Raw genomic sequence first — 25,659 nt, 5'->3', positions numbered from 1 at the left:
AAAATTTCATGACTACTTGGACCCTTCAGTATTTTTTTCTTTAACAGCCGTTTTAATCAAAATCGCTAATGTATTAATCAGTTCATCTTGACGGACTTCAACCGTTTCACCACTGCGTCGAATTTTAATTTCAACTACCCCATCGGCCGCTTTTTTACCAACAGTAATTCGAACTGGCAAGCCCATTAAATCAGCATCTGCAAATTTAACACCGGCACGTTCACGACGATCATCCAGCAATACCTGATAACCAGCCGTTTCCAAATCCTTAGTAATTGAATCAGCAAGTGAACGCTGCGCTTCATTTTTCACATTAACTGGCACCACATGGACATCAAATGGTGCAATACTACGTGGCCAAATAATCCCATTTTCGTCACAATTCTGTTCAATAATTGCCGAGAGTAAACGAGAAACACCAATTCCATAGCAACCCATAATTACAGGCTGCTGGCGACCATTTTCATCTAAAACATCTGCTCCCAAAGTTTTTGAATAACGTGTCCCTAATTTAAACACATGACCAATTTCAATTCCTCGTGTAAATTTCAATTTTCCTTGACCATCTGGTGAAATCTCTCCGGGCTTAACTAATCGCAAATCTGCAAATTCATTAACTTGATAATCACGTTTCAGATTAGCATTGAGATAATGATAGCCATTTTCATTGGCTCCAACAATTGCGTTTTGCATCTTTTCAACATCTAAATCGGCTAGAATGTTGATTTTAGCAGCATCATCCGACAAATTAACTGGACCTAATGAACCAAAATTAGCTCCCAAAATTTTTTGAGCTTCTTCTTCAGTTGCCGGACGCAAACTGCTAACTCCTAAATGATTAGTCAACTTAACTTCATTTAATTCATCTGTTCCTCGCAACAAAATCAATAGTGGTTGATCATCGGCAAATAATAGTAAAGTTTTAATAACCCGCTCAGGCTTAACTTTTAGTAAAGCAGCAACCTCAGTAACCGAATGAGCAGATGGGGTTGCTGTTTTAGTCAAATCAGCCAACGTTTCGTGAACCTGTTGTTCTTGCCGTTGACTTTGGGCCATCTCAATATTAGCTGCATAATCGCTTTCGTCGGAATAAACAATTGTATCTTCTCCAACTTCTGCAATTGCCATATATTCTTTGGACGCATTACCTCCCATGGCACCAGAATCAGCGAGTATCTCACGGAAGTTCAGACCACAACGCTCAAATATTCGCTGATAGGCTAGTTCCATCTGATGGTAAGCATGATCCAAACTAACTTCATCAGCGTGAAAAGAGTAAGCATCAAACATCAAAAATTCACGTCCACGCAACAACCCATAACGTGGACGATTTTCATCACGATATTTCATCTGAATTTGATAAAGCGTCAATGGCAATTTCTTATAAGATTTAATGCTATCACGAATAATAGCTGTAAAAGTTTCTTCATGAGTCGGCCCAAGTAAAAAGTCACGATCATGGCGATCTTTTAGTTTAAACATTGCTGGTCCATATGTTGCGTACCGGCCAGATTCTTGCCATAGTTCAGCTGGAATAACAGCTGGCACTAACATTTCAACCGCATCAATTTGTTCCATTTCTTCGCGAATGATTTGCTGAATTTTTTGCAAAACACGAAAAGCTAGTGGTAAATAGGCATACATCCCAGCCGTAATTTGCTTCACATAGCCAGCACGTAACATCATTTTATGACTTAGTGCCTCTGCATCACTTGGTACCTCTTTAATTGTCGGAATCAACATTGTTGATTGTTTCATAAAAAATAACTCCCCTTAAAAAATTATATTTTTATTATATTTAATTTATTTTTAGAAGAAATAACGTTGAATATCATTCCAAGTAACTAATAACATTAACAACATCAAAAAGCCGAAGCCAATTAAGGTTAGCACACCTTCTTTTTCAGGAGATAAAGGTTTGCGTCGAATAGCCTCTAAAATGTTCAGCAATAGCTTGCCACCATCTAAGGCTGGAATTGGAAACAAATTGACAATTCCTAAGTTCAAAGATAAAAAGGCTAAAAGGTTAATTACACTAACAACCCCATACTTGGCAGCTTGTGAAGTATAGGAGTAAATTGCAACTGGCCCACCCAAATCATTCAAACTAAAGCCATGAAACATTGATTTAATTGCGTTTAGCAATTGTAAAGTCATATTCCAAGTTGCTGTAAAGCCATAAGTCGCGATGGCCGTAAACGAGTGATCCTGACTAGCCTGAATTCCAATCACGCCAACTTCTTTACCGTTTTGTTTTACTTTCTCAGGAGTGATCCAAATTTTTTTCAATTGACCCTGTCGTTGAATTTGAAACAAAGTCTTTTTCCCGGGATGTTTACTAATTTGATTCGCCAAATCTTGCCAAGTTTTAGTTTTTTGATGATTGATAGCCACAATTCGATCACCAGACTTCAAACCAGCTTGTTTAGCAACTGAATCGGTCGTCAAAGCTCCGACCCGATTCCCCGTTTGGTAAACTCCACCTTGTAACAAAGCTACTAAACTAAAAGCAATAATTGCCAAAAAAAAGTTATTCATTGGCCCAGCAAAATTAGTCAGCATTCGTTGCCATAATTTTGCTGATTGAAATTGAACATCTCTGGGCGCAATCCTAACTTTTGTTCCATCTTCCTCAATAATTGACGCATCATGAGCCACTTGATATCGTTTTAGATTAGTTTCATCACCATTCTCATAGCCTTCAAGCCACAATTCATCTGTCAAGTCCCAGCGGTTTACTTGCAATGGGATACCATTAAATAGTAATTTTTTCTGACTAGTATTAATAATTGCCACTGTTCCCGCTGAATTCAATTGTAGACTAAGCAATTGACCTGCTTTAAGCGAGTCCTCATCATCTTCTAATCCCGCCATTCTTACATAGCCGCCCAAGGGGAGAATTCGTAAAGTATAGGTTGTTGTCGCCGTTTCATGAGCAAAAATTTTAGGACCCATTCCAATTGAAAATTCTCGTACTAAAATCCCGGCTTTTTTGGCAAAAAAGAAATGGCCGAACTCGTGAACCAAAACTAAAATCCCGAATACGATAATAAAAGTTAAGATCGTAATAATCAAATTTGTTTCCCCTCCTTTGCCAATTGAAAAGTATTTTACTAATTAAATTAAACCAATAAAATGCGCAAATGGCAACACAAATAGTAATGAGTCAAAACGATCCAAAATGCCACCATGTCCAGGCAATATTTTGCCAGAATCCTTGACACCATAAAAGCGTTTCAAAGCTGATTCAACTAAATCCCCAGCCTGCCCAATAGCGGATAATAAAATCGTCATTCCACAAATCATAAACCAATTACCAGCCTGTGGCCAAAATAAATTAAAAATTAAGCCAACAACCAAAGCTGCTAAGGTTCCGCCAATTGATCCTTCCCAAGTTTTATTTGGACTGATATGTGGAGCTAACTTATTCTTTCCAAGTTTTCGTCCAATTAAATAAGCACCGCTATCAGTTGTCCAAACAATTAACAGTAAGAAAAATAATGTATCTACCCCAGCTTGACGAGCACCAATTAAATAGTGAAAACCTAACGACACGAAAAGTGCTCCTAAAACTAAGACACCAACATCATCGAAAGAAAAACGATTTCGTGTCATCACTGTGTATAGCAACAATACTAATACAAAGAAATAAAAAATAGTGAATCGGGTTGCAATTGTTGGCAAAAAAGCTAACCAATTTTGTGGGACGATCAAAAAAAGAGCTGCCAATCCACTTATGATAGCCTCTGGCGAAACTAATAATTTTTTTCGCATAACTAAAATTTCGGATAAACCAATTAATCCTAAAATTAACGCTAAAATATCAAAAGGTGTTCCACCAATGACTGCCAATGGAATAAATACTATTAAAGCAATTACCGCAGTAATCACACGTTGTTTCATATTCAAATTACCCCTTTTTCAAGCCGCCATATCGACGACTTCGATTCTGAAATTCATAAATATTTGCTTTAAGTTCTGCTGGTGAATAGTCTGGCCAAAGAACGTCGGAGAAAACAAATTCACTATAAGCAATTTGCCAAAGTAAAAAATTAGATAACCTTTTTTCACCGCTTGTTCTAATTAATAAATCTGGATTAGCCCTTTCTTTTAGTGACGCAGTCATTAAATTTTTTTCAAGTAATTTATTATCAATTTCATTTATTCTTACCTGTTTTTTTACAACCATAGCAGCAATTTCTTTAGTTGCTGCTACTAACTCATCACGGCCACCATAATTTATTGCAAAGTTTAAAATCATCCCCGTATTTTGCTGCGTGTCTGCAATCGCTCGGTTAACAGCTGCTAAAGTTTTGGGTGGTAAAGCAGCTAATTCTCCCATAGCCCGAACTTGAATGTTATTAGCAATTAAATCTGGCATAAAAATATCAAATGCTGCTGAAACCAAATTCATTAAAAATTCAACCTCAGTTCGCGGACGTTTCCAATTTTCAGTCGAAAAAGTATATAAAGTCAAAACTTTTACACCTAGTTTGCTAGCAGCTTTGGTCACTTCCTTAACCGTTGTTAAAGCTGCTTTATGCCCAGCAGTTCTTGGCAAATGACGTTTTTGTGCCCATCGTCCATTACCATCCATAATAATTGCTATATGCTGGGGAATTCGCTCAGGATCAAGTTTAATTTCATCTGGCACTGAATTTTTTGCTGTCAACTTTGAAAACACAAACACACCTCCATAAAAAGTATCATATCACTGAAAAAAGAAACAACGGAAACTGTTATCGCCTCAAACTGACTTTGTCCCGTTGTTCTTTTCATTATTGATATGAAAGTGGAAAAGCTGGATAACCGTTAAATATCTAAGATTTCTGTTTCCTTATCAGCCTGAATCTTTTCAACGGCTTTAATTGCATCATCCGTAACTTTCTGTGCTTGTTCTTCTAAAGCGCGTAAATCATCTTCAGTCAAATCACCATTTTTTTCTGATTTTTTTAACTGTTCCATCATATCGCGTCGAATATTACGCACAGCCACTTTTCCTTTTTCTGCTTCAGCTTTAACATCTTTAGCTAATTCTTGCCGTCTTTCTTCAGTTAACTGGGGAATTACTAAACGAATAGCACTACCATCATTAGCAGGAGAAATTCCTAAATCTGAAGCTAAAATCGCTCTTTCAATTTCTTTTAAAGCTGTCTTATCAAATGGCTTAACTAATAGTACACGCGCTTCTGGAACGGTAATTTGAGCTAATTGATTCAAAGGTGTCAATGCACCATAATACTCAACTTTGATTCGATTTAATAAACTAGCATTTGCACGCCCTGCTCGAATTCCACCAAGATCACGACGTAATGATTCCTCAGCTTTTCCCATTCGTTCTTGTGCTGCTTTAATAATAGGGTCATTTATTTTCATTTTATTTTCCTTTCACTGTTGTCCCAATTGCTTCTCCTTCAACAACTTTTTTAATGTTCCCGTTTTTATTCATATTAAAAACAACTAACGGAATATCATTGTCCATCGATAATGATGAAGCAGTCGTATCCATAACATTTAAACCTTTGTTAATAATATCCAAATGAGTCAGTTTTTCAAATTTAACTGCATGCTTGTCTTTTTGTGGATCAGCAGAATAAATTCCGTCAACTCCATTTTTAGCCATTAAAATTACATCTGCATTAATTTCTGAAGCTCGCAAAGCAGCTGTTGTATCAGTTGAAAAATATGGGGATCCAGTTCCGGCAGCGAAAATTACGATTCTACCTTTTTCTAAATGACGAATTGCTTTTCGACGAATATAAGGTTCTGCAATCTGACGCATTTCAATCGATGTTTGAACTCGAGTTGGAACATTAATTGATTCTAGATTATCTTGAAGAGCAAGTGCATTCATCACGGTTGCTAACATACCAATGTAATCAGCTTGTGAGCGTTCCATTCCCATTTGCGCACCAGATTCGCCCCGCCACATATTGCCGCCACCAACTACAATTGCAATTTCGACTCCCATTTTATAAACTTCTTTAATTTCAGCTGCGACTTTCTTAATCTCTGGAGGATTGATTCCAGTGCCTTGATTTCCAGCTAAAGCCTCTCCGCTTAATTTTAAAACAATCCGTTTATACTTGACGTCCGTCATGATGGACCTCCTCTAAAATAATTTCCTAGTTATTAATTAAACACATTTACATTACATTTTACCATAAACTTAATCGGTTTTATATTATTAAATAGTTTTTGTCTTGGATAACAATCAAATTTAAAATTGACCTAAAAAAAAGAAAATCAAATGATTTTCTTTTTTATTAACTTAATCCTTAATCTGGCTCATTACTTCTTCAGCAAAGTTATCAGTTTTCTTTTCAATTCCTTCGCCAACTTCAAATCGGGTAAATGATACTAATTTACCATTTTTAGAAGCAACATATTTAGCAACTGTTTGATCGGGATCTTTAACAAATTCTTGATCTGCTAAGCTAATTTCACTTAAGTATTTATTTAAACGACCAACCACCATTTTTTCGACAATTTTTTCTGGTTTGCCTTCATTTAAAGCTTCTTGTTTCAAAACTTCTTTTTCATGTTCTAATTCAGCAGCTGGAACTTGATCACGATTCAAATACTTAGGATTAATAGCTGCTACATGCATTGCAACATCCTTAGCAGTAGCTGCATCAGCGCCGTCCAAGACAACAACAGCAGCAATTTTCCCGCCCATGTGCAAATATGAGCCAACAGACTGATTTGCAGCAGATTCAATCAAAGTAAAACGACGTAAAGTAATTTTTTCACCAATTACTTGAGTAGCTTCAATAATCTTATCATTGATTGTGTGACCCTCAACTGTCAATTCCAATGCAGCTGCAACATCGGCTGGTTTGTTTTCGGCGATTGCCGTTGCAATTAATTTTACTAAATCTTTGAATTTAGCATTTTGTGCTACAAAGTCTGTTTCAGCATTAACTTCAACAACTGCAGTTGTGTTATTAACAGTTTCAACATCTGCTAAGCCTTCAGCTGCCACACGATCGCTTTTCTTAGCCGCTTTAGCAATTCCTTTTTCACGTAAAAAGTCAATTGCCTTTTCAATATCACCGTCAACTTTAACCAATGCTTTTTTAGCATCCATGATTCCAACACCGGTTTTGGTACGAAGTTCTTTTACTTGTGCTGCTGTAACTTTTGCCATTAATAATTCCTCCTAAATTTCAAAAAGCTGCCCCAAACTTTAGGCTTTATCACGCCCTAGTTCGAGACAGCCTCAGTTTAATTATTCAGCATCTTTACTATCTTTTTTTCCTTCAACTGCTTCAACGATATCTTCAATTGACTCATTTTTTGAGTCATGACCAGCAGCTGCAAAATCATCAGCTTCACCCTGATCTTCACCCTGACGTCCCTCAACAATTGCATCAGCCATTTTAGCCGTAATTAAGCGAACAGCACGAATTGCATCATCATTTGAAGGAATTTTAACGTCAATCTCGTCTGGATCAGCATTTGTATCAACCATCGCAACAATCGGAATATTAAGCTTGCGTGCTTCTTTAACCGCAATTCTTTCTTTGCGAGGATCAACGATAAACAAAGCATCTGGTAAATGCGGCATATCTTCAATCCCACCCAAGAATTTTTCCAAGCGTTCTTTTTGTTTAATTAAAAGAGCAACTTCTTTCTTAGGCAAAACATCAAAAGTTCCATCTTCAGCCATTGCTTTAATTTCTTTCAAGCGTTTAATCCGTTTTTGAATTGTATCCCAGTTAGTTAAAGTACCACCTAACCAACGATGGTTAACATAAAACTGACCAGCACGTTTTGCTTCTTCTTCAATTGCATCTTGAGCTTGTTTTTTTGTTCCAACAAATAAAACAACCCCATTATGACCAGCAACATCTTTGACAAAATCATAAGCCTGATCAATTAATTTTACTGTTTTTTGCAAATCAATGATATAAATACCATTTCGCTCAGTAAAAATATATTTTTTCATTTTTGGATTCCAGCGACGTGTCTGGTGACCAAAATGTACCCCTGCTTCAAGCAGCTGTTTCATAGTAATAACTGACATGATAATAAAACCTCCAAATTGTTTTTTCCTCCCCTAATGTCAAATTAACTGGACCAATAAGTTTCAGGCAACTCCAGTTATTATCATCACTAAGGTGTGAATTGGTGCTAAAAGCACCTTTAGTATTTTATAACATCCAACAACAAAGCGCAAGTTTTTATTAATGGATTTTAACAATTGTTTCGGCCGTGCCAGTCTTACAAACACTTTTAGCACTATTTAACGAAATTAACACCATGTTTTCGACCGCTGTGGTGGTATAAAATGCAATGTGCGGTGTCACTAAAACATTCGGCTGACGCATTAATTCATTAAAAACAGGATCTTTTATTTGTTGACCGCGCAAGTCATGATTGAACAGTGAACTTTCACCTTCATAGGTGTCTAATGCTGCTCCAGCTACCTTGCCAGACTTTAATGCTGCTAATAGTGCCTGAGAATCAACCAGTGTACCCCGTGCTGTATTAATTAAATAAACGCCTTTTTTCATTTTAGCAAAAGCTTGAGCATTTAATAAATGGTGATCAGCCGCTGTTGCTGGCATATGCAGCGTAACAACATCTGCTTGAGCAAATAAATCATCATAAGAAGCAACATAAATGCCTTCTTTTTGAAGTTGCGCATTAGGATATAGATCATAGGCAATCACTTTTGCTCCAAAACCGCGGTAAATATTAATTGCAGCGCGACCAATCCGGCCTGTTCCGATTACACCAACTGTCAAATTACGCAGTTCCTTTCCAACATAAGGTGCCCAACGAAAATCTTGTTCAGCGACCTTCTGACGAAAAACCGTCGTATTGCGTAGTAATTGCAGTAATTGTGTTACAGAAAACTCTGCAATCGCATTTGGTGAATATGCCGGGACATTTGTTACTAAAACACCATTTGCTTCAGCTGCTGCCAAATCAACGTTATCAGTTCCAACATTGCGAATTGACAAAACTTTGACGCCGTATTTTTTAAAATCTTTAAACATTTCAGCCGGATATTTACCGGTCTGTAAAGCCAAAACGCCGTCATATCCATCGACTTGTTTAAGTGAACTGTTTGTTAGAGAACCGCTAACCGTTTTAACTTCAATCTGATTTTGCTGTTCCCAACTTTCAAAATAAGGTTGTTCGTCTTGACGAACGTTAAAAGCAATAAACTTCATGATAAACCTCCAAAATAATTTAAATTACTGTGGTACTCTATCATACGGCTGAGATGAGCTTGGATAAGATTACTCAAGCTCACTCATATTATTGTACCATGAAAAGATCACATGACAAAAATTTAAACAGTTACTCCATGTTGCTTTAGGTAAGTAATTTTCTTCGAACGTGCTTGATGTTTAAATGCATACTCTGCTTTTAAAGCTTCTGATTTAGTCGGAAACTCTTCAAAATAAATTAATTTTACAGGGCGATGATTCCGTGTATATTTAGCCCCTTTACCAGAATTATGAGCAGCTAGCCGGTGCTGTAAATTATTTGTAAAACCACCATAAAGAGATTTGTCAGCACAAAGCAACACATAAAAATAAAATAATTGCTTATTTTCCATAAAGTAGTTCCTTAATTGCTGCTGTATAATTTCCTGCCTGATTATAAACTGTCACTGGTGGCAAAAATTTGATTCCAGCTTGACTACCATCTTTAATGGCCTCAATCAAAATCATATTGGCAGGTTTGTTTGCTTTAGGGTAAATTAACCGAATTTGATTAATTGCCAAACGATATTTTGATAATAGTTGTAATAATTCCCCAAATCTTTCTGGGCGATGAATCATAAAAAGTTTGCCCTTCATTTTTAATAATCCACTGCTGATGGCAATAACTTCTTCGAGTTTAATCGCAATTTCATGACGTGCCAAAGCAAGAAATTGATTGGGATTTTTTTTACTTTCCGGCAAGTCAGCAAAATAAGGTGGATTACAAGTCACTACATCAACTGAGTCTTTCGGTATCAATTTAAAAATCTTTTGAGCAGCAATTGGCAAAACGGTAATCTGATGTTCTAAGTGATTGAGTTCAACACTGCGACGTGCCATATCTGCTAGGCGAGGTTGAATTTCTACTGCCGAAATTTCAGCTGATGTTTTATCACTTAAAAACAAAGCTACTGCACCATTTCCAGCACACAGATCTACTATCTTTCCACTAGACTTCCGCGGTGGCTGAGCAAAATCAGCTAGTAATACTGCGTCCAATGAAAAAGAAAAAACTTCTGCGCTTTGAATAATTTTAATATTATTTGCATAAAGCAGATCAATTCGTTCACTGACATTTAATTTCATCTTAATTTCATCCTTTACAACTTGAAAGATTGCCTAAAATTAGGCATACTAGTCTTGAAGATTCTCAATTCCAAATAGAAAGGAACGTTAACACATGTTCTATTCTTTTATCCGGGTTGTTGCCAGAGTAATCCTATTTCTCATTAACGGCAATGCTCATTACTTAAATAAGGAAAAGCTTCCAGCAAAAAATTATATTTTAGTCGGACCACACCGAACTTGGTTTGACATGATCTACTTTGCGCTTGGAGCAGCACCAAAAAAATTTTCATTCATGGCAAAAAAAGAACTTTTCAAGAATTCTATTCTACGCTTTATTTTAGTTCACGCGAACGCTTTTCCCGTTGATCGGAAAAATCCTGGACCTTCGGCAATTAAGACACCGGTGCGCTGGCTACAAAAACGAGACCTATCATTAATCATGTTTCCTTCTGGAACACGTCATTCACAAAAACTAAAGGGCGGCGTCATTCTAATTGCCAAATTAGCCAAAGTCCCGATTGTCCCCGCCGTTTATCAAGGGCCGCTAACCTTTAAACAATTGCTGACGCGAAAAAAAGTTATTATTAACTTCGGTGATCCAATCACAGTTGATCCAAAAGGCAAACTAAATTCCGAACTTGAACAAAAAGTTATTGCCGAAATGACTGCATCTTTTAAAAAACTGGATCAAGAAATCGATCCAAACTTTATTTATCAAGATCCAAAACAAGCAGATAAATAATCACAACTAATATAGGGAGTTGCAGCAAATTGCTGTAACCCCCTATTTTCATTCACGAAAATTATTTTTTGGAATCTTGTTTGGCACTTTGAGTTTTCATCGCATTCATCATTTGATGCAATTTACGCTCAGATGGTTTTTGCCCCATCTGCAGCATCATCATCTTTAGCATGTTTTCATTGATTGGTGGATTCTTTTTTAAATAATTTTCCATATACTTTCGTGCTGCGAAAAATCCGCCAACAAATCCTAAAACCAAAGCTAAAACGATCAATAAGATCCAGACAGCCGTTGACATAGCAATAACTCCTTTCAAATCACTTCATTAACAATTCTACACAAATCCTACAAAAAAATAAAGCCAAAGTTAACTAATCGTTTCTTAAACCTTTTTCTTTTTGGATTTTACGAACCTTTGCTGGTGTTACTTCTTTACCTGCTTTATTAAATACACGAACCATTTCAAGATTATTCCGAAAGTTTTGCCGAAATAAAGCTAAATAAGTTTCACGTAAACTTTTTTGTTCAACTTGTTCATCTTCAGTTAAACCAACTGTTTTCTTTTTGTGCGAGAGTTGATTGATTCGATCAATCAGCTCTTGGGGAATTTGTTCTGCCATTTTATAAGCCTCATATCTATAATTAATTTAATAGTAACACCTTGTATCTTAACTGAATTTTCTGCTTTTATCAAATTTAACGAACGCTTGTTTGCTAGACATCACTGCATATGTTATGATTATTTTAGTAAATATAAATGGAGTGTCTTTTATGACAAAAACATCTGAAAAAAAACAATTAGCCATCTTAAAATTTATTTATGAACGAGTAACTGATCAGGGTTATCCGCCAACTGTCCGAGAAATTTGCGAAGCTGTTAATCTTTCATCAACTTCAACTGTTCATGGTCATTTAACACGGTTAGAAAAAAAAGGCTACTTAGAAAAGGATGCGACCAAACCCAGAGCTATTGAACTAACAGCTGCTGGGTTATCATTGCTAGGAATTAAGAATCATCAACGTGAGATTCCAATGGTCGGCACGGTAACCGCCGGCTCACCCATCTTAGCTGTTGAAGAAACCAGCGATTTTTTCCCTTTACCACCGGAATTTGATTCAGCCGATAATCTTTTCATGCTAACAATTCGGGGAGAAAGTATGATCAATGCTGGAATTCTAAATGGTGATCAAGTGATTGTTCGTAAACAACGGTTTGCCGATAATGGTGATATTGTTATTGCTTTAACTGAAGAAAGCGAAGCCACTTGCAAACGTTTCTTTAAAGAAAATGGTCACTTCAGACTTCAACCAGAAAACGATTCGTTAAATCCAATTATTTTGCAGGAGGTTTTAATTTTAGGCAAAGTCATTGGTTTATATCGTAATTTTCTTTAAATAATCAATTCATCCAAAGGAAAAGAGACTGCTAAAAGTGAAGTGCTCTACAATTGTTAGCCGAGAAATCTAATAATTGTGGGCCCCTTCAAATCAGCGTGTCTCTTTTTTGTTTTGCATATTTTTTAAGATTATTTCTAAATGTTTGCAGCCACAAATTGACTAATTTCCCTTTAACCTTGCGGCTAACTCTAATAGTTCCGCCGCGTGTTTTTTTGTCAAAGAAGTGATTTGACTTCCAGCTAGCATTCTTGCTAACTCATCAATTCGCTGACGCTCCGTTAACCAACAAACCTTAGTTTCTGTTCGATCAGCTACAACTTGTTTCCGGACTAATAGCTGATGATCGCTAACAGCAGCAACTTGCGGCAAATGAGTAATACATAAAACTTGCGATTGTTTAGCAATTTGCAAAATTTTTTCAGCAATAGCCTGGGCAACTCGACCACCAACCCCAGTGTCAACCTCATCAAAAATAATACTAGTAACGTTTTGCTGCACAGAAAAAATAGTTTTAAGCGCCAACATAACTCGCGAAAGTTCACCACCCGAAGCAATTTTAACTAGTGGTCCAACTGTTTCTCCTGGATTAGTCTGAATATAAAATTCAACTCGATCACTGCCATTTTGATTAAGTTGATTTAGCGTCCAAAAGCGAGGTTCAAAAATCGCCTTGTCCATACAAAGTTCTTTTAATTGTTTGTGGACTGCCAGTACCAGCTTGTCGGCTGCTTTATGGCGCAGTTTTCGCAAATGATCAGCAATTTTTTCCGCTGCTTGGTGAGCTTGTAAAACTTGTTGTTCCAATTGATCACTATCGGACTCGCTACTTTCCATTTCCTGTAGTTCATTTGAAATTTTTTGATAGTAATCTAAAATTTCTGGAATGTCAGCACCATATTTATGTTCAAGCTGATTAATCAACTCCAGTCGTTCATTAACCTCTTCAAGCCGTCCTTCATCCCATTCAAGTAATTCTAACTGATTGGACAAATCATGAGCAGTATCTTGCAACAAATAAAAGGCACTGTTCAAATTATCGCTAATTTTTTTGAAAGACTTTGAAAAATTGCTAATTTGCTCTAAAGAATCCATTGCCTTCCCAACCTGGTCCAAAGAAGCAGCTGGATCACCTGTTAATAGTTGATAACTATTAGCCAATGACTGCTGTATTAATTGAAAATTTTCCAATGTTCCTTTTTCATGCTGTAACTGATTTTCTTCATTAGTTTTTAAATCTGCTGCTTTAATTTCTTTAACTTGAAACTTCAACATATCCAACCGTTGAGCCCAACTCTGCTCATTTTTTTTACGTTGTTGCAATTGATGCAAATATTTCTGATAATTACTATAAGCTGTTTGATAGTTTTGCTTAATCGGTCCAATCGCTGGGTCAAATTGATCTAATAATTGGATGTGACTTTCAACATGCATTAGACTTTGTTGTTCGTTTTGACCATGAATGTCAAGTAAATATTTACCAACTTGCCTTAAAACGGCTCGTGTGACCATTAAACCATTAATTCGACAAATTCCATGACCATTTCGACTATACTCACGCTGAATAATTATATTATGATCATCAAAATTAATCCCCAAATGTTGCAATAATTCAAGTAGCTGTTGATCACTAGGTAAATCAAATAATCCTTGTAAAATAAATTTATTGGCACTTTGACGAATAAACTCTTGAGATGCCCGGCCTCCAGCTAGTAGCCCCAGTGCATCAATTACAATTGATTTGCCAGCCCCTGTTTCTCCGGTAATTGCCGTCATTTTGGACTGAAAATTTATATCCAAACTCTCAATTATTGCAAAATCTTTAATTGTCAGTTCCCGCAACATTGATTTATTCGCCCTGCCTTCCCATATTTTAGCCGATCATCCCCAACAATAATTGCTGAGTTTGTTTTGCTGCTGAACTACTCTTGGAAATAACCAAAATCGTATCATCATCACCTAAAGCTCCAAAAATTTCTTCAACCTTTAACTGATCAATCAGATTAGCAATTGCTGGCCCATTTCCTGGCAAAACCTTGATTAAGAAAAAAACATCATGCAAGCGTGAAGAAACATATGCATCATGCAAAGTTTTTTTCAATTTCTTTTCTGCATTTAATTTTTTTTCAGCTGGCAAACTATACTGATAACCACCATTTGTTGCTGGCAATTTTACCAACTGTAGTTCTTTAATATCTCGAGAAATAGTCGCTTGTGTGACCTCAATTCCTTGTTCTTCAAGCAATTTAACAATATCTTCTTGGCGATCAATACTGTATTGTTGAATTAATTTTTTGATGGCCTTTTGCCGTTCCTGCTTTCGCATCGCTTTCACAGCCTCTCCAATAATATTCATTAACTATTCATATCATAGCTTAAATTGCATAATTATTAAAGAACATTCAGTAAAATAATATGATTTATTTTAATTGTTGCCAAGCTGCATGTAAAACCTTCGAAATGTCAATCCTATCTGCTAAAGTTCCTAGACAATGGCTACTTTTTAAATGAACTAAGAACTCTATATTTCCAGAACCACCAGTAATTGGAGAAAAATCCAATCCCAAAATATCATATTTTTCAGTTCTCGCAAAATGCAAAATTTCCTCTAAAACTTCTTGATGCACTTTTGGTTCACGAATAATCCCATGCTTACCAACTTTTTCTCTTCCAGCTTCAAATTGTGGTTTAATTAAAGCTACGACTTCACCACCAATTGGTAAAATTTGATGCAAATTTGGTAAAATTAATTTTAAAGAAATAAAAGAAACATCGATAGACGCGAATTCAGGTACTCCTATTGAAAAATCACTTGGTTGACTATAACGAAAATTGGTATTCTCCATAACAATTACGCGGGGATCTTGCCGCAATTTCCAAACCAGTTGATTAGTTCCAACATCCAAAGCATAGCTGCGCGCAGCACCATTTTGCAGCATTACATCTGTAAATCCACCCGTAGAGGATCCAATATCTAAAACTATTTTGTTTTTAACATCAATTTTAAATACATTTAAAGCTTTTGCCAGCTTTAACCCACCACGACTAACATATGGTAACTTGCTACCTTTAAAATGCAACTTAGTTTTAACGTCAATTTTCATTCCGGGTTTATCAAGTCTTTCTTCATTAGCACCCAGAATTTCTCCTGCCATGACGGCTCTTTTAGCTTGTTCTCGGCTTGAAAAAAGACCCTGCTCAACTAGTAAAATGTCAACACGTTGTTTTGTCATTATTTCTTTTCTCCCGCAAAATACCCTAACATATCCTTTAGCAGTGGACATTCATAACCTAAACTTCTTAATTTCTCCAAAGCTTCCGCTGCTTGTTCTAAAGCTTGTGCAAGAGCTTCTTGTGCTCCACTTATCCCCAGCAAACCTGGGTAGGTGTTTTTATGTTCAGTTTGATCCTTATGAACGCGTTTGCCTTGTTCTACCGTAGTACTAGTTTCATCCAAAATATCATCATAAATTTGAAAAGCTAACCCAAAAGCCTGACCATAGATTATAATCAAGTTTTCTATTTTACTACTTGCTCCAGCTAAAATCGCCCCAGCTTGACAAGCATATAAAAGTAAGGCCCCTGTTTTTTGGCGATGTAACTGCTGTAGTTCAGCCAATTTCAACTTTTGGTTTTCACCCAAAATATCGCTCATTTGGCCACTAACCATTCCCTCTGCGCCAGCTGCTTGGCCCAGACAACCAATCAACTTGACCACCTCACCTGAAGGAAGATCAGCGGTTGCTAACCAAGCGAAAGCATTCGTCAACAACGCATCACCCGCTAATACTGCAGCCGCTTGACCAAAAACTTTATGATTCGTCAAGCGTCCTCGACGTAAGTCATCATTGTCCATTTCTGGTAAATCATCATGGATTAATGAATATGTATGCAGTAATTCTAGACTAGCTGCAACAGTTAATGCTCCTTCAGTAATTTCTCCAGTTAAATCATGACAGACTGCTAAAACTAATAGCGGACGAATTCTTTTTCCACCAGCCATGACAGAATAACTCATAGCTTTAACCAAATTAACGTTACCGGTTAAACTGGTTAAATACTGCTGCAAGTCTTGATTTATGAGTGTTCGATAATGTCGAGTGAATTTTTCAAGTTTAGTCCTATTCATCTTGAACATCTCGTTCAAAATCGGTTACTTTGCCATTTTCATCAACTACCTGTGTTAAAGTTTTTTCAGCTTTTTCCAATTGCTGTTGCAATTCTCGACTAAGTTTTATTCCATTTTGGAATTGATCTAGAGCCGTTTCCAAAGGAGTATCACCCTTTTCTAATTGCTGAACAATTTTTTCGAGATCTGCTAGACGTGTTTCAAATGTTGGTTTTTCTGTCATCAATAACATCCTTTCTAATTGCTAAAGTTTTTGCATTAATTTTTCCATCAGCCAAATGATATACAAATTCTTTTCCAATTTCGAACTCTTCGGTCGATTTAAGTAATCGATCTGAACTAGTTGCAAAACCATAACCACGTCCCAAAACTTTTAGCGGGCTTAAAGAATCTAACTGAGCAGCTATAGCTCCCAAATTATGTTGCTTAGTCTGTAAATAATTAGTAGCACTTTTTTGGAGATTTTTCTGCAAAAAAGTCAATTGTCTTTGCATCAAATGTAACCGTTCTAATGGATTAAATTGATTTAGCTGCTGCATCAGCAAAGTCAGTTGCCGTTCTTTACTGATTAAGCGCTGTTGATAATTTTGTTGTAATTGTTGTGTTAGCAAATCCAGTTTTTGATAATATCCTTCATATAGTCGTCCAGGTTGTGAAAAAATTTGGGCAGCAGCTAATCTTTTCCATTCTTGGTGTTTAATCTTCAATAAAGCTCGAAATGCCTGATACAAGCGCAATCGTTGTTGTTTGATTTTCAGCAACTCATCACTCAAGACTGGTACAGCCAATTCAGCTGCTGCAGTTGGAGTAGCTGCTCTTACATCGGCAACTAAATCAGTCAAAGTCGTGTCTGTTTCATGACCCACAGATGAAATTACTGGTATCGTACAAGTTGATAGCGCACGAACAACAGTTTCTTCATTAAAAGGCCAAAGATCTTCAATTGAACCACCACCCCGACCAATAATTAAGACGTCAAATGTTCCAGTTAGTTGAACCTGTTTAATTCGTTTAACTAACTCACCAGCCGACGCATCACCCTGTACTTGTGCCGGAAATAAATAAAGCTTTGCTAGAGGATAACGTCGTTGAACAGTTATCATGATATCTTTAATAACTGCACCGGATCGACTGGTTATAACAGCAATTTTTCGTGGGAAATGTGGTAAAGGCCGTTTAGCTTTAGAAAAAAGTCCTTCTTCTGCAAGCTTCTTTTTTAATTGCTCATAAGCTTGATATAATGCACCGACACCGACTGGCTCCATTTGCTCAACATAAATTTGATAACTGCCACTTGGCGGATACAAAGAGATTCGCCCAATCACCATAACTTTCATTCCCTCTTCAGGTTTAAAGCGGACTTTAGCAAAGGCTGAACGAAACATAATGGCACTGATTTTTGACTGTTCATCCTTTAAACTGAAATATTGATGGGCATTTTGACGGATTCTGAAATTTGAGATTTCACCAGTTAAATAAATGCGACCTAAATAAGGATCTGCATCGAATTTTCTCTTTAAGTATTGAGTTAATTCACTAACCGTTAAATAGTCCTCAGTCGTTGCCAATCCCTTTCACGCTCCGTTCTGCAAATTTGACAGTTTGCTTCATTAACATTGCAATTGTCATTGGACCAACTCCACCAGGAACTGGAGTTAAATAGCTAGCTACATCTGCAACTTTCATTTGGTCGACATCACCTACCAGCTTTCCAGCATCATTCCGGTTAATGCCAACATCAACTACTACAGCTCCAGATTCAATAGCTGTTTGTGTAAACATTTCTGCCCTTCCAACTGCAGCTACCAAAATATCGGCTCTTCTTGTTAATTCAAATAAATTTTTAGTGTAACTGTGAGCTACCGTCACAGTAGCATTATGATTAATCATTAACGCTGCCAGTGGACGACCAACAATCTTACTTCGACCAACAATAACAACTTTTTTGCCTGTTAAAGAAATTCTATACTCCGATAATAATTGCATAATTCCATTTGGTGTGCAAGGAATCGCGTAGGGATCGCCCATAAATAACTTTCCCATATTATAGGGATGGAATCCATCAACATCTTTTAGTGGATTAATTGCTTGAATAATCGTTTCTTCATTTATTTGTGGTGGCAAAGGAAGTTGTACTAAAATCCCGTGAACTGTTGAATCTTGATTCAATTTGGCAATTATTTGCAGCAACTCTGCTTCACTCGTTGCTGCTGGTAAAGTTAAGTCACTAGTTTCAATTCCGATTTTCTGTGCCATTCTTCGTTTATTGCGAACATAGACCTGACTTGCCGGATCGTCACCGACCAAAACAACTGCTAATTTAGGGGTAACACCCAAAAATTTTAATTTTTCTACATCTTGCTGCAACTGTACAGCAATCTTTTGTGAAAGTTTTTTCCCGTCCAATTTTACTGCCATGAAAATCGCCACCTTTTATCTGCTAAATACTAAATTACATTTTACCATATTTTTTGATTGGTTAGCATATCAAAAAAGCCGGCTCAAAGCCAGCTTTTAGTAAATCTGTGAAAACTCTCTAATATTAAAATACACCAAAAATCAATTTTCTTGTTGGATCAGATTGGATAAAACACCATTAATGAATTTGCGTGATGCTTCATCACTATACTCTCTAGCTAATTCTAGGGCTTCATCAACCGCAACTCGATTAGGTGTCTCAGCAACAAATTTAATTTCAAAAGTTGCCAGTTGCATAATCACTAAATCCGCTTTATTCAATCTTTGTAGTGACCAGCCAGCCTTCAAATACTTAATCAACAAATCATTCAATTCTGCTAAATGATTGTGAACCCCGGTTACCAGTAATTCTAAATATGCCGGAATTTCAGGGGACAACTCTTTATTTTGCAATTTTAGTTGTTGATAAAGCTCTGCTAGATTTGTCGTTTCATTACTTTCCATTGCAAACAGAATTTGAAAAGCAACTTCTCTTATTGCATGTCGTTTCATCACTTTGTTTCACCATTTTCTTCAGCAAATAGATTATTTGGATCAACAACCGAAGTTTGTTTGGCAGGAACAACTCCTTGAACATAGACATTAACAGCAACTAACTTCAGTCCAGTCATAAACAATAACTGTTGCTTAACTTTTTCTTGAATCGCCAACGCAACCTGCGGAACCGAGACACCGTAGTTTAGAAAAGCATAGACGTCTGCACTCAAATGTCCTGCATCTTGATCGATTTTAACACCCTTACCACGATTTTTACGACCAAATAATTCATTTAAACTATTAGCCAATGAACCGCGCATTGAATAAACACCATCAATTTGTGTTGCCGCAATCCCAACGATTACTTCTAAAACTTCCGGAGCGATTTCAATGCTGCCGTTAGCTGAATGACTATCAGCTAAAATGATATTACTATCCTCTGCCATTGTTTTTCCTCCTCGCTTTGCTGTTAAGCCCGTGAAACATAACTTCCGTCTTGTGTATTGATGGTTAGGACATCGCCTTCATTTACAAAGAATGGTACCTGAACCACCAATCCTGTTTCCAATTTAGCTGGTTTTGAACCACCTGAAGCTGTGTCACCTTTAATACCTGGTTCAGTCTCTGCAACTTGCAAATCAACTGTATTGGGCAAATCAACTCCCAAGGTCTCATTACCATGCATAATAATGCTAACTACCATATTTTCTTTTAAATAATTTAATTCATTTTTAATTTGTTCTTCAGGAAGTTCCAGTTGTTCATAAGTAGTTGTATCCATGAAAACATAATTAGTTCCATCAGCATACAAATACTGCATTTTCCGATTGTCGATTTGTGCTTGTTCAACTTTTTCACCAGCACGAAAAGTTTTTTCCTGTACGGCACCTGTCCGCAGATTTTTCAGTTTTGAACGAACAAAAGCTGAGCCTTTACCAGGCTTAACATGCTGAAATTCAACAACCCGCCACAAATCTCCTTCAACTTCAATTGTTAATCCATTTTTAAATTCATTTACCGAAATCATACTGTTCCTCCTAAAATAGTTCTGCTGTTAAACCATGAATCCGCAGAAAATCATATACAATTAATAATAGCAGTTTTTAGACAGAAAATGCAAGTTCTAGCTCAAAGCTCACGATAATCCCGATTAAAATCAGTTAGGATTTCATAACCAGCTTGAGTAACTAAAATATCATCTTCAATTCGTACACCGCCAACATCAGGAACATAAGCTCCTGGTTCAATTGTGACTATTTGACCAGTTTGCAAAACATCTTGTGATCCAGCACCAACTGCCGGTAATTCATGAATTGCCAAACCGATCCCATGTCCCATTCCATGATTAAAATATTTCCCATAACCAGCTTGGGTAATGATCTGGCGTCCAATTTGGTCGAGTTGTTTTCCCGAAATTCCGGGCTTGATAGCTTCAATCGTAGCCTTTTGAGCTGCTTGCACTATTTGATATAACTGATAAAATTCTTTTGATTGTTCGCCTATTGCAAATGTTCTGGTTACATCTGAAGTGTATTTATGTAAAAAATAGCCAAAATCAAGTGTAACCATTGTTTGTGGCTTTAACGAAGCGCTAGAGGCCATCGCATGCGGCCAGGTTGATCTTTCACCACTAGCAACAATTGTTGGAAATGATTTATCTTCTGCACCATGCTTTTGCATAAACTGATCCAAAAAAACTGCAACATCATGCTCAGTTATGCTTGTAATATCTTTTTCCTGTTGTAAAAATTCAAGTACCGCTTGATAACCACGCCCAGCTAATTGACATGATTCGCGAATTATATTCACTTCTGCTTCGCTTTTGATTGAACGCTGAGATTCAATTACTGCAGAAACTGCAGCTAAGTCAGCTGGAAAATTCTCATCTAAAAAACTATAGTTATCATAATTTATGGTACTTTCAAAAGCTAATGCAGATAGATGCTTTTTTTGTGCTAAACGACAAGTCTCACCTAAATAATCTCTAGTTAAAACTAGTTGCCAAGTGGGACAATCATGTTCCACCTGGCGTTCAAAACGCCAGTCTGTAATCAGAAATTGATCTTGTTCAGTAATCAGTAAAACTCCATCATCCCCTGTAAAGCCACTCATATAACAGCGATTGACTGGATCAGTCACCAAAAAACCATCAAAGTGCATTCTTTGCATTTCTTTGCGCAATTTTTTGACCCTTGAATTTTCCATTTTTATCTCCCGTTGAAAAAAGGACCAATACAAAACTTGCGTTCCGCATTGGTCCTTAATTTAAACTTATTCTGCAACTGGGTAAACAGAAACCTGTTTCTTGTCGCGACCTTTACGTTCAAAACGAACAACTCCACTTGTCTTAGCAAACAAAGTATTATCGCCACCCATGCCAACATTAACACCAGGATAGATTTTTGTACCCCGTTGGCGGTAAAGAATTGAACCGCCCGAAACAACTTGTCCGTCAGCTTGTTTTGCTCCTAAACGTTTCGATTCAGAATCACGTCCGTTAGCTGTTGAACCGCCGCCTTTTTTATGGGCGAAGAATTGCAAATCCATAATCATTACAAATCCACCTCCTATTAAATTATTCTGCTTTGATTTTCAAATAATTGGAATAGGTTTGTGCTACATCCTTTAAAGCTAGTTGAAAATTATGCAATAACAATTGTGCAGCCGAATTATGCAAGTCTTTCAAAGTAACCGCTAAATAGCCGCCATTTTTTTCATCTTGCTTCACTAACAAATCAGCTTTAGCCAATTGCTGTAATCCATTAACTGTGCTGATCGCCAACACTGAAACAGCTGCACAAACAATATCATTGCCATACTCTCCGGCATCAGCATGACCTGTCAGTTCAAAACTATTAATTAATTTTTTCTGACAGTTAAAAGTAGCACAAATCATAGTCTATCATCCTTATTATTAAGCGTTGATTTCATCAATCACAACTTTAGTATAAGGTTGACGATGTCCCTGTTTTGTATGTGAATGTTTCTTTGGCTTGTACTTATATGTGACAACCTTACGTTCACGTCCCTGCTTTTCAACAGTTCCAACAACAGATGCTCCATCAACAAAAGGTTTGCCAATCACTGTTTTTTCACCACCAACCAAAACAACTTGATCGAAAGTTACTTTTTCACCTGCAGCAACTGGTAATTTTTCTACATAGATCACCTGGCCAGCCTCAACTTTAAGTTGCTTGCCGCCAGTTTTGATAATTGCGTACATATCTTGCACCTCCTTGATTTTTGACTTAGACTCGCCACAAGCAGCAGCTCAATCACTTTAAAACTGCTTATGTGCGGTTGCAGTTGTGCAAGCACGAATGCAACGGTCAAATCATAACAAATAAATCCTTAACCGTCAATCAAACCTAATTAAAGGCCTAGATTTTCTGGGCCTTTTTACACAACTAAATGGCGCGGGAGAGATTCGAACTCTCGACCGTCCGCTTAGAAGGCGGATGCTCTATCCAGCTGAGCTACCGAGCCATAAACAACGTACTGAATTATACGTTAAATTTCGCTAATTGTCAATCTTCATTTTTTTGTTTATTTAATCAATTTTAAGCCTAATCGCTTGAAATATTTTTGAAACTATGCAACAATAATGTAACATTAATGTAATGAAAAGGAGGCTAACTGAATGACTGCATTTTTATCAATTATAGGTATTTTAATTTTAGCTGGCGGAGTTCAGTTCGTGCAGTATTTGCAAAAAAAACAGTCTGCTTGCAAACATCTAAAACAAAATAACAATAGCAATCGTTTCAGAATATTGTAGTGACTGTGTTTAAAGCCATTATTCACTTTTTAGAATATTTTTTAAATCAATCTTTAAATTAGCTATACCAAATTTAATAAAAATATGCCAAGCATGTACAAAAGCTGTTTGGCTTTTTTGTTGGTAGCTTTTAGAAAGCAACTCAACCATAGTCAAATATATCTGGTCAGTTGAACTTTTGGCATTTTGTTTGAGTAACCGTTGTTCAACACTTTCATCAATTAATAGTTGATAGCCCCATTTACAGATTAAAGCAGCACTTAGAAATGACTTTAAAGCGGCTTGATAATTTGTAAAATTTTCAATTTCATTTTGTTCAAGCTGTGAAAAAAGCTGTCCTATTTTTTGCAATAATTCAGCATATTCGCAAGAAATCATTTTTTGCCGGTCAACGATCCCTGCATTTTTAAACCGAATTAACTGTGTATGTTGAACTGTTGCTAGCATTCCTTCGACATCCACACCTGTTCCTCCTAAGAAAAATATAATAAATCTGCTTTAATTTCCAAACTATTTAAATTATTTAGATACCATTCTTTCAAAAATTGATACCGCAATAAAACATCAAACCAACTCGTTGTTTGGTGCAAGTCCCGAACTTTTAATAACCACTCACCAAAATGAACTTGATCTGGATCTGTTTCACGAAAAATCGTAACAGTTACTTGATCATCAAGTCGTAAAATTGCTGATTGAGCTACTGTACCGGACTCTAGCATTTTCCCACCTTGAGCCGCTGCAACAAACAATTGATCAATGATTGTGGTTGATAAATTGGAGTCACTAATCTGATAAACACAACTATTAGTCGGATCAAGAAAACCAAAGTCAACATCAAAACCGAAATCTTGTTTTAAATAGTTGCCAATTTCTAAAAGTATTTTGGCAAAGTTTTTGATTTTTTGTGGTTCTAGTTTCGGATAATAGTCTATTAATAATAGTTGCGTTAAAGCATGACTATTAAATCGCAATAAATGTTTTGTAAAATCAAGATAAAGCAGCTTAAGCTGGCTATTTTTTTCAATATAGTACGCACCATCTGGATTATCATTTGAAAACTCAAAAACAAAATAGCCCGCTGCATTAATACCAGCATATTCATGATAAAGCTCATGGTATTGATCTGAAGACTGTAACACAACTCCCGTACGTTGATGCAAGTCTAATAAACGATTTAGAAATATTAAATAAAAATCAGATTTACTATATTGTAGTGGGAATACTAAATATGCAGTATCCAATTGAAAGACTGTCAAGTCAGCAACAGCTTTAAAAAGTTCTTCCGTTGATTCAGTTGTAATTAATTGGTCAAGTAGTTGTGTAAAATTAGCACCGTTTTTTAACCCTGCTTTGAGTTGATCGTTATATGACATCAGACGACCAGTCGTACTAAGGGTAGCCGGATCGACTTCTTTTTTTGCTTGGTGTGGTTGAAAAGTAACCGTTCGCTTTAATGAATCACTCATGTTCAATTCTCACCCGCCCTTTGGTTGCAATCAAGTCAGCAATATAATCGCGATATAGCGACCGGTTACGTGCTTCAAAATTTTCAAAGCTACCAAATCTAGCAACAATACTCTGCTTCTCATAGCCGATCAATGTATCTTCTTTAGAGAGCTTCAAAACCTCTTTTTCACTTTCATGAATAAGCTTGTAAGCTTTTTGTGCTTTTTCGTCTTGATCAGTTAGTTCAGACAATTGACTAACCAATTCTTGTTTGCTTTCTCTCGCTTTAGCGGCTTCCCAAGGAAGAACTTTTTCTTGAGCTAATTGTTTTAATTGCCGCCTTATTTTTTCTTTTTTTTGATCACGTTCATTCTGGGAATCGATCAGAGCTTGTAATTGATCAGTTTGTTGTGAAATCGTTGCAATTCGATCACTGTTTAGCCGTTTATTTTCTTGTTCTAATTCAAAAGCTTGCTTTAATTTACGATATTCAATTTCGTCAAAATCAAAGGCAACTTTTAATACATCCAATGTTCCAAAAAGCCGGCGATCCCACCAATTACCGAAGAAAAACTGATAAGCACCTAAACCGGTTTGTTCAAAATAAAAAAATGGATAAGTTTCCTTTAAGTATGAAAGTAAATTGACACTTAAGTATTGACCAATTTGTTTAGTTACATCATCTAAAAGACGCTCATTTCCAATATCAGATGTTCCATGCTTTGCTTGCATAATTTCTTGCGAATAATTCTCTCCGTCAATTAATTGGTAAATTAAGCGATCGTCGTGTTCTTGAACAGCGTTTAATAAGATTTGCAGATAATGAATCTTATTTGAAACTTTTTTTTGCAGTTCTTTAGCTGATTGTTGAAATTGTTCAATTTCAACTGGACTTATGTTTGCCAAAAAATCCCCTCCTCAG

General features: G+C 36.5%; 33 protein-coding genes, 1 tRNA gene and 1 other annotated feature. Of the genes, 3 read left to right on the top strand and 31 right to left on the bottom strand.

What is annotated here, in order from left to right:
* Positions 1-12: 12 nt before the first annotated feature.
* The 11 genes from G6O73_RS03400 to G6O73_RS03350 form a co-directional block, all read right to left on the bottom strand.
* Positions 13-1,758, bottom strand: a complete 1,746-nt coding sequence (locus G6O73_RS03400; RefSeq protein WP_057885911.1) for a proline--tRNA ligase — start codon at positions 1,756-1,758, stop codon at positions 13-15.
* Between the two features lie 51 nt (positions 1,759-1,809).
* Positions 1,810-3,075, bottom strand: coding sequence for an RIP metalloprotease RseP (gene rseP, locus G6O73_RS03395; protein WP_057885910.1), 1,266 nt, complete (start codon positions 3,073-3,075; stop codon positions 1,810-1,812).
* A 42-nt stretch (positions 3,076-3,117) separates the two neighbouring features.
* Complete coding sequence (locus G6O73_RS03390) at positions 3,118-3,903, bottom strand: phosphatidate cytidylyltransferase (protein WP_057885909.1); 786 nt, start codon at positions 3,901-3,903, stop codon at positions 3,118-3,120.
* Between the two features lie 7 nt (positions 3,904-3,910).
* Positions 3,911-4,684 carry an isoprenyl transferase gene (locus G6O73_RS03385; protein WP_057885908.1) on the bottom strand — a complete coding sequence of 258 codons (774 nt, stop codon included), beginning with the start codon at positions 4,682-4,684 and terminating at the stop codon, positions 3,911-3,913.
* 128 nt (positions 4,685-4,812) lie between these two features.
* A complete protein-coding gene (gene frr, locus G6O73_RS03380; RefSeq protein WP_057885907.1) occupies positions 4,813-5,376 on the bottom strand; it encodes a ribosome recycling factor in 564 nt (187 codons plus the stop codon).
* Between the two features lies 1 nt (position 5,377).
* Positions 5,378-6,100 carry a UMP kinase gene (pyrH, locus tag G6O73_RS03375; RefSeq protein ID WP_057885906.1) on the bottom strand — a complete coding sequence of 241 codons (723 nt, stop codon included), beginning with the start codon at positions 6,098-6,100 and terminating at the stop codon, positions 5,378-5,380.
* 171 nt (positions 6,101-6,271) lie between these two features.
* Entirely contained in the window at positions 6,272-7,150 is an 879-nt protein-coding gene (gene tsf / locus G6O73_RS03370; protein WP_057885905.1) for a translation elongation factor Ts, read from the bottom strand.
* Positions 7,151-7,231: 81 nt separating this feature from the next.
* Complete coding sequence (rpsB, locus tag G6O73_RS03365; RefSeq protein WP_057885904.1) at positions 7,232-8,029, bottom strand: 30S ribosomal protein S2; 798 nt, start codon at positions 8,027-8,029, stop codon at positions 7,232-7,234.
* 160 nt (positions 8,030-8,189) lie between these two features.
* Positions 8,190-9,185, bottom strand: coding sequence for a D-2-hydroxyacid dehydrogenase (locus G6O73_RS03360; RefSeq protein ID WP_057885903.1), 996 nt, complete (start codon positions 9,183-9,185; stop codon positions 8,190-8,192).
* A gap of 122 nt (positions 9,186-9,307) precedes the next feature.
* Positions 9,308-9,577 (bottom strand): GIY-YIG nuclease family protein, encoded by a 270-nt coding sequence (locus G6O73_RS03355; RefSeq protein ID WP_057885902.1) that lies wholly within the window; start codon positions 9,575-9,577, stop codon positions 9,308-9,310.
* Positions 9,567-10,310 carry a tRNA1(Val) (adenine(37)-N6)-methyltransferase gene (locus tag G6O73_RS03350; protein ID WP_057885901.1) on the bottom strand — a complete coding sequence of 248 codons (744 nt, stop codon included), beginning with the start codon at positions 10,308-10,310 and terminating at the stop codon, positions 9,567-9,569. The genes G6O73_RS03355 and G6O73_RS03350 overlap by 11 nt, the downstream gene beginning before the upstream one ends.
* Before the next feature lie 94 nt (positions 10,311-10,404).
* Here G6O73_RS03350 and G6O73_RS03345 point away from each other — a divergent pair, with 94 nt between their 5' ends.
* Entirely contained in the window at positions 10,405-11,034 is a 630-nt protein-coding gene (locus G6O73_RS03345) for a lysophospholipid acyltransferase family protein (protein WP_057885900.1), read from the top strand.
* A 61-nt stretch (positions 11,035-11,095) separates the two neighbouring features.
* Here G6O73_RS03345 and G6O73_RS03340 read toward each other — a convergent pair whose 3' ends face one another.
* Both G6O73_RS03340 and G6O73_RS03335 read right to left on the bottom strand, forming a co-directional pair.
* Positions 11,096-11,332, bottom strand: a complete 237-nt coding sequence (locus G6O73_RS03340; RefSeq protein ID WP_057885899.1) for a YneF family protein — start codon at positions 11,330-11,332, stop codon at positions 11,096-11,098.
* A gap of 73 nt (positions 11,333-11,405) precedes the next feature.
* Positions 11,406-11,654, bottom strand: a complete 249-nt coding sequence (locus G6O73_RS03335; protein WP_057885898.1) for a DUF896 domain-containing protein — start codon at positions 11,652-11,654, stop codon at positions 11,406-11,408.
* Positions 11,655-11,805: 151 nt separating this feature from the next.
* Here G6O73_RS03335 and lexA point away from each other — a divergent pair, with 151 nt between their 5' ends.
* On the top strand, positions 11,806-12,429 hold the full coding sequence (gene lexA / locus G6O73_RS03330; RefSeq protein ID WP_057885897.1) for a transcriptional repressor LexA: 624 nt from the start codon (positions 11,806-11,808) through the stop codon (positions 12,427-12,429).
* A gap of 162 nt (positions 12,430-12,591) precedes the next feature.
* Here lexA and recN read toward each other — a convergent pair whose 3' ends face one another.
* The 15 genes from recN to G6O73_RS03255 form a co-directional block, all read right to left on the bottom strand.
* Positions 12,592-14,274 (bottom strand): DNA repair protein RecN, encoded by a 1,683-nt coding sequence (recN, locus tag G6O73_RS03325; RefSeq protein WP_057885896.1) that lies wholly within the window; start codon positions 14,272-14,274, stop codon positions 12,592-12,594.
* A gap of 28 nt (positions 14,275-14,302) precedes the next feature.
* Positions 14,303-14,755, bottom strand: coding sequence for an arginine repressor (gene argR / locus G6O73_RS03320; RefSeq protein ID WP_057885895.1), 453 nt, complete (start codon positions 14,753-14,755; stop codon positions 14,303-14,305).
* Positions 14,756-14,849: 94 nt separating this feature from the next.
* A complete protein-coding gene (locus G6O73_RS03315; protein ID WP_057885894.1) occupies positions 14,850-15,662 on the bottom strand; it encodes a TlyA family RNA methyltransferase in 813 nt (270 codons plus the stop codon).
* A complete protein-coding gene (locus G6O73_RS03310) occupies positions 15,662-16,558 on the bottom strand; it encodes a polyprenyl synthetase family protein (RefSeq protein ID WP_057885893.1) in 897 nt (298 codons plus the stop codon). The genes G6O73_RS03315 and G6O73_RS03310 overlap by 1 nt, the downstream gene beginning before the upstream one ends.
* Positions 16,551-16,781: an exodeoxyribonuclease VII small subunit gene (locus tag G6O73_RS03305; protein ID WP_057885892.1), complete on the bottom strand. Its 231-nt coding sequence runs from the start codon at positions 16,779-16,781 to the stop codon at positions 16,551-16,553. The genes G6O73_RS03310 and G6O73_RS03305 overlap by 8 nt, the downstream gene beginning before the upstream one ends.
* Positions 16,759-18,126 carry an exodeoxyribonuclease VII large subunit gene (gene xseA, locus G6O73_RS03300; protein WP_057885891.1) on the bottom strand — a complete coding sequence of 456 codons (1,368 nt, stop codon included), beginning with the start codon at positions 18,124-18,126 and terminating at the stop codon, positions 16,759-16,761. The genes G6O73_RS03305 and xseA overlap by 23 nt, the downstream gene beginning before the upstream one ends.
* The gene (gene folD / locus G6O73_RS03295) at positions 18,113-18,976 is read right to left on the bottom strand and encodes a bifunctional methylenetetrahydrofolate dehydrogenase/methenyltetrahydrofolate cyclohydrolase FolD (RefSeq protein ID WP_057885890.1); all 864 of its coding nucleotides are present in this window, start codon (positions 18,974-18,976) and stop codon (positions 18,113-18,115) included. The genes xseA and folD overlap by 14 nt, the downstream gene beginning before the upstream one ends.
* A 141-nt stretch (positions 18,977-19,117) precedes the next feature.
* On the bottom strand, positions 19,118-19,528 hold the full coding sequence (nusB, locus tag G6O73_RS03290; protein ID WP_057885889.1) for a transcription antitermination factor NusB: 411 nt from the start codon (positions 19,526-19,528) through the stop codon (positions 19,118-19,120).
* On the bottom strand, positions 19,528-19,959 hold the full coding sequence (locus G6O73_RS03285) for an Asp23/Gls24 family envelope stress response protein (RefSeq protein ID WP_057885888.1): 432 nt from the start codon (positions 19,957-19,959) through the stop codon (positions 19,528-19,530). The genes nusB and G6O73_RS03285 overlap by 1 nt, the downstream gene beginning before the upstream one ends.
* Positions 19,960-19,982: 23 nt before the next feature.
* Positions 19,983-20,540, bottom strand: a complete 558-nt coding sequence (gene efp, locus G6O73_RS03280; protein WP_057885887.1) for an elongation factor P — start codon at positions 20,538-20,540, stop codon at positions 19,983-19,985.
* 101 nt (positions 20,541-20,641) lie between these two features.
* Positions 20,642-21,718, bottom strand: a complete 1,077-nt coding sequence (locus G6O73_RS03275) for a M24 family metallopeptidase (protein WP_057885886.1) — start codon at positions 21,716-21,718, stop codon at positions 20,642-20,644.
* Positions 21,719-21,784: 66 nt separating this feature from the next.
* Positions 21,785-22,066 (bottom strand): 50S ribosomal protein L27, encoded by a 282-nt coding sequence (gene rpmA / locus G6O73_RS03270; RefSeq protein WP_057885885.1) that lies wholly within the window; start codon positions 22,064-22,066, stop codon positions 21,785-21,787.
* Positions 22,067-22,088: 22 nt separating this feature from the next.
* Positions 22,089-22,409: a ribosomal-processing cysteine protease Prp gene (locus tag G6O73_RS03265; RefSeq protein ID WP_057885884.1), complete on the bottom strand. Its 321-nt coding sequence runs from the start codon at positions 22,407-22,409 to the stop codon at positions 22,089-22,091.
* 18 nt (positions 22,410-22,427) lie between these two features.
* Positions 22,428-22,736, bottom strand: coding sequence for a 50S ribosomal protein L21 (gene rplU, locus G6O73_RS03260; protein WP_057885883.1), 309 nt, complete (start codon positions 22,734-22,736; stop codon positions 22,428-22,430).
* Between the two features lie 17 nt (positions 22,737-22,753).
* Positions 22,754-22,825, bottom strand: a sequence feature (ribosomal protein L21 leader region).
* A 100-nt stretch (positions 22,826-22,925) separates the two neighbouring features.
* Positions 22,926-22,999 (bottom strand) — tRNA-Arg (locus G6O73_RS03255).
* 154 nt (positions 23,000-23,153) lie between these two features.
* Here G6O73_RS03255 and G6O73_RS03250 point away from each other — a divergent pair.
* Entirely contained in the window at positions 23,154-23,291 is a 138-nt protein-coding gene (locus G6O73_RS03250) for a hypothetical protein (RefSeq protein WP_157056682.1), read from the top strand.
* 18 nt (positions 23,292-23,309) lie between these two features.
* Here G6O73_RS03250 and G6O73_RS03245 read toward each other — a convergent pair whose 3' ends face one another.
* From G6O73_RS03245 to G6O73_RS03235, 3 genes are read right to left on the bottom strand one after another with little or no spacing between them, the layout of a single operon-like run.
* On the bottom strand, positions 23,310-23,753 hold the full coding sequence (locus G6O73_RS03245) for a hypothetical protein (RefSeq protein WP_057885882.1): 444 nt from the start codon (positions 23,751-23,753) through the stop codon (positions 23,310-23,312).
* An 11-nt stretch (positions 23,754-23,764) separates the two neighbouring features.
* Positions 23,765-24,757, bottom strand: coding sequence for a hypothetical protein (locus G6O73_RS03240; RefSeq protein ID WP_057885881.1), 993 nt, complete (start codon positions 24,755-24,757; stop codon positions 23,765-23,767).
* On the bottom strand, positions 24,750-25,643 hold the full coding sequence (locus G6O73_RS03235) for a hypothetical protein (protein WP_057885880.1): 894 nt from the start codon (positions 25,641-25,643) through the stop codon (positions 24,750-24,752). The genes G6O73_RS03240 and G6O73_RS03235 overlap by 8 nt, the downstream gene beginning before the upstream one ends.
* Positions 25,644-25,659: the final 16 nt, after the last annotated feature.

The sequence above is a fragment of the Liquorilactobacillus nagelii DSM 13675 genome (assembly GCF_019444005.1).
GTDB classification, from domain to species: domain Bacteria; phylum Bacillota; class Bacilli; order Lactobacillales; family Lactobacillaceae; genus Liquorilactobacillus; species Liquorilactobacillus nagelii.
The sequence above is the reverse complement of the archived record's forward strand: the minus strand, read 5'-3'. Positions and strand labels throughout refer to the sequence as shown.

Coding starts and splice junctions, on each gene's coding strand:
- pyrH (WP_057885906.1), bottom strand. CDS start 6,100: ATGACGGACGTCAAGTATAAACGGATTGTTTTAAAATTAAGCGGAGAG.
- folD (WP_057885890.1), bottom strand. CDS start 18,976: ATGGCAGTAAAATTGGACGGGAAAAAACTTTCACAAAAGATTGCTGTA.
- rplU (WP_057885883.1), bottom strand. CDS start 22,736: ATGTACGCAATTATCAAAACTGGCGGCAAGCAACTTAAAGTTGAGGCT.
- rpsB (WP_057885904.1), bottom strand. CDS start 8,029: ATGTCAGTTATTACTATGAAACAGCTGCTTGAAGCAGGGGTACATTTT.
- G6O73_RS03240 (WP_057885881.1), bottom strand. CDS start 24,757: ATGAGTGATTCATTAAAGCGAACGGTTACTTTTCAACCACACCAAGCA.
- G6O73_RS03355 (WP_057885902.1), bottom strand. CDS start 9,577: ATGGAAAATAAGCAATTATTTTATTTTTATGTGTTGCTTTGTGCTGAC.
- G6O73_RS03400 (WP_057885911.1), bottom strand. CDS start 1,758: ATGAAACAATCAACAATGTTGATTCCGACAATTAAAGAGGTACCAAGT.
- frr (WP_057885907.1), bottom strand. CDS start 5,376: ATGAAAATAAATGACCCTATTATTAAAGCAGCACAAGAACGAATGGGA.
- efp (WP_057885887.1), bottom strand. CDS start 20,540: ATGATTTCGGTAAATGAATTTAAAAATGGATTAACAATTGAAGTTGAA.
- G6O73_RS03310 (WP_057885893.1), bottom strand. CDS start 16,558: ATGAATAGGACTAAACTTGAAAAATTCACTCGACATTATCGAACACTC.
- G6O73_RS03250 (WP_157056682.1), top strand. CDS start 23,154: ATGACTGCATTTTTATCAATTATAGGTATTTTAATTTTAGCTGGCGGA.
- G6O73_RS03285 (WP_057885888.1), bottom strand. CDS start 19,959: ATGGCAGAGGATAGTAATATCATTTTAGCTGATAGTCATTCAGCTAAC.
- rpmA (WP_057885885.1), bottom strand. CDS start 22,066: ATGATTATGGATTTGCAATTCTTCGCCCATAAAAAAGGCGGCGGTTCA.
- G6O73_RS03275 (WP_057885886.1), bottom strand. CDS start 21,718: ATGGAAAATTCAAGGGTCAAAAAATTGCGCAAAGAAATGCAAAGAATG.
- G6O73_RS03315 (WP_057885894.1), bottom strand. CDS start 15,662: ATGACAAAACAACGTGTTGACATTTTACTAGTTGAGCAGGGTCTTTTT.
- G6O73_RS03345 (WP_057885900.1), top strand. CDS start 10,405: ATGTTCTATTCTTTTATCCGGGTTGTTGCCAGAGTAATCCTATTTCTC.
- G6O73_RS03305 (WP_057885892.1), bottom strand. CDS start 16,781: ATGACAGAAAAACCAACATTTGAAACACGTCTAGCAGATCTCGAAAAA.
- G6O73_RS03335 (WP_057885898.1), bottom strand. CDS start 11,654: ATGGCAGAACAAATTCCCCAAGAGCTGATTGATCGAATCAATCAACTC.
- G6O73_RS03340 (WP_057885899.1), bottom strand. CDS start 11,332: ATGTCAACGGCTGTCTGGATCTTATTGATCGTTTTAGCTTTGGTTTTA.
- recN (WP_057885896.1), bottom strand. CDS start 14,274: ATGTTGCGGGAACTGACAATTAAAGATTTTGCAATAATTGAGAGTTTG.
- argR (WP_057885895.1), bottom strand. CDS start 14,755: ATGCGAAAGCAGGAACGGCAAAAGGCCATCAAAAAATTAATTCAACAA.
- G6O73_RS03360 (WP_057885903.1), bottom strand. CDS start 9,185: ATGAAGTTTATTGCTTTTAACGTTCGTCAAGACGAACAACCTTATTTT.
- lexA (WP_057885897.1), top strand. CDS start 11,806: ATGACAAAAACATCTGAAAAAAAACAATTAGCCATCTTAAAATTTATT.
- nusB (WP_057885889.1), bottom strand. CDS start 19,528: ATGAAACGACATGCAATAAGAGAAGTTGCTTTTCAAATTCTGTTTGCA.
- G6O73_RS03350 (WP_057885901.1), bottom strand. CDS start 10,310: ATGAAATTAAATGTCAGTGAACGAATTGATCTGCTTTATGCAAATAAT.
- tsf (WP_057885905.1), bottom strand. CDS start 7,150: ATGGCAAAAGTTACAGCAGCACAAGTAAAAGAACTTCGTACCAAAACC.
- G6O73_RS03390 (WP_057885909.1), bottom strand. CDS start 3,903: ATGAAACAACGTGTGATTACTGCGGTAATTGCTTTAATAGTATTTATT.
- G6O73_RS03265 (WP_057885884.1), bottom strand. CDS start 22,409: ATGATTTGTGCTACTTTTAACTGTCAGAAAAAATTAATTAATAGTTTT.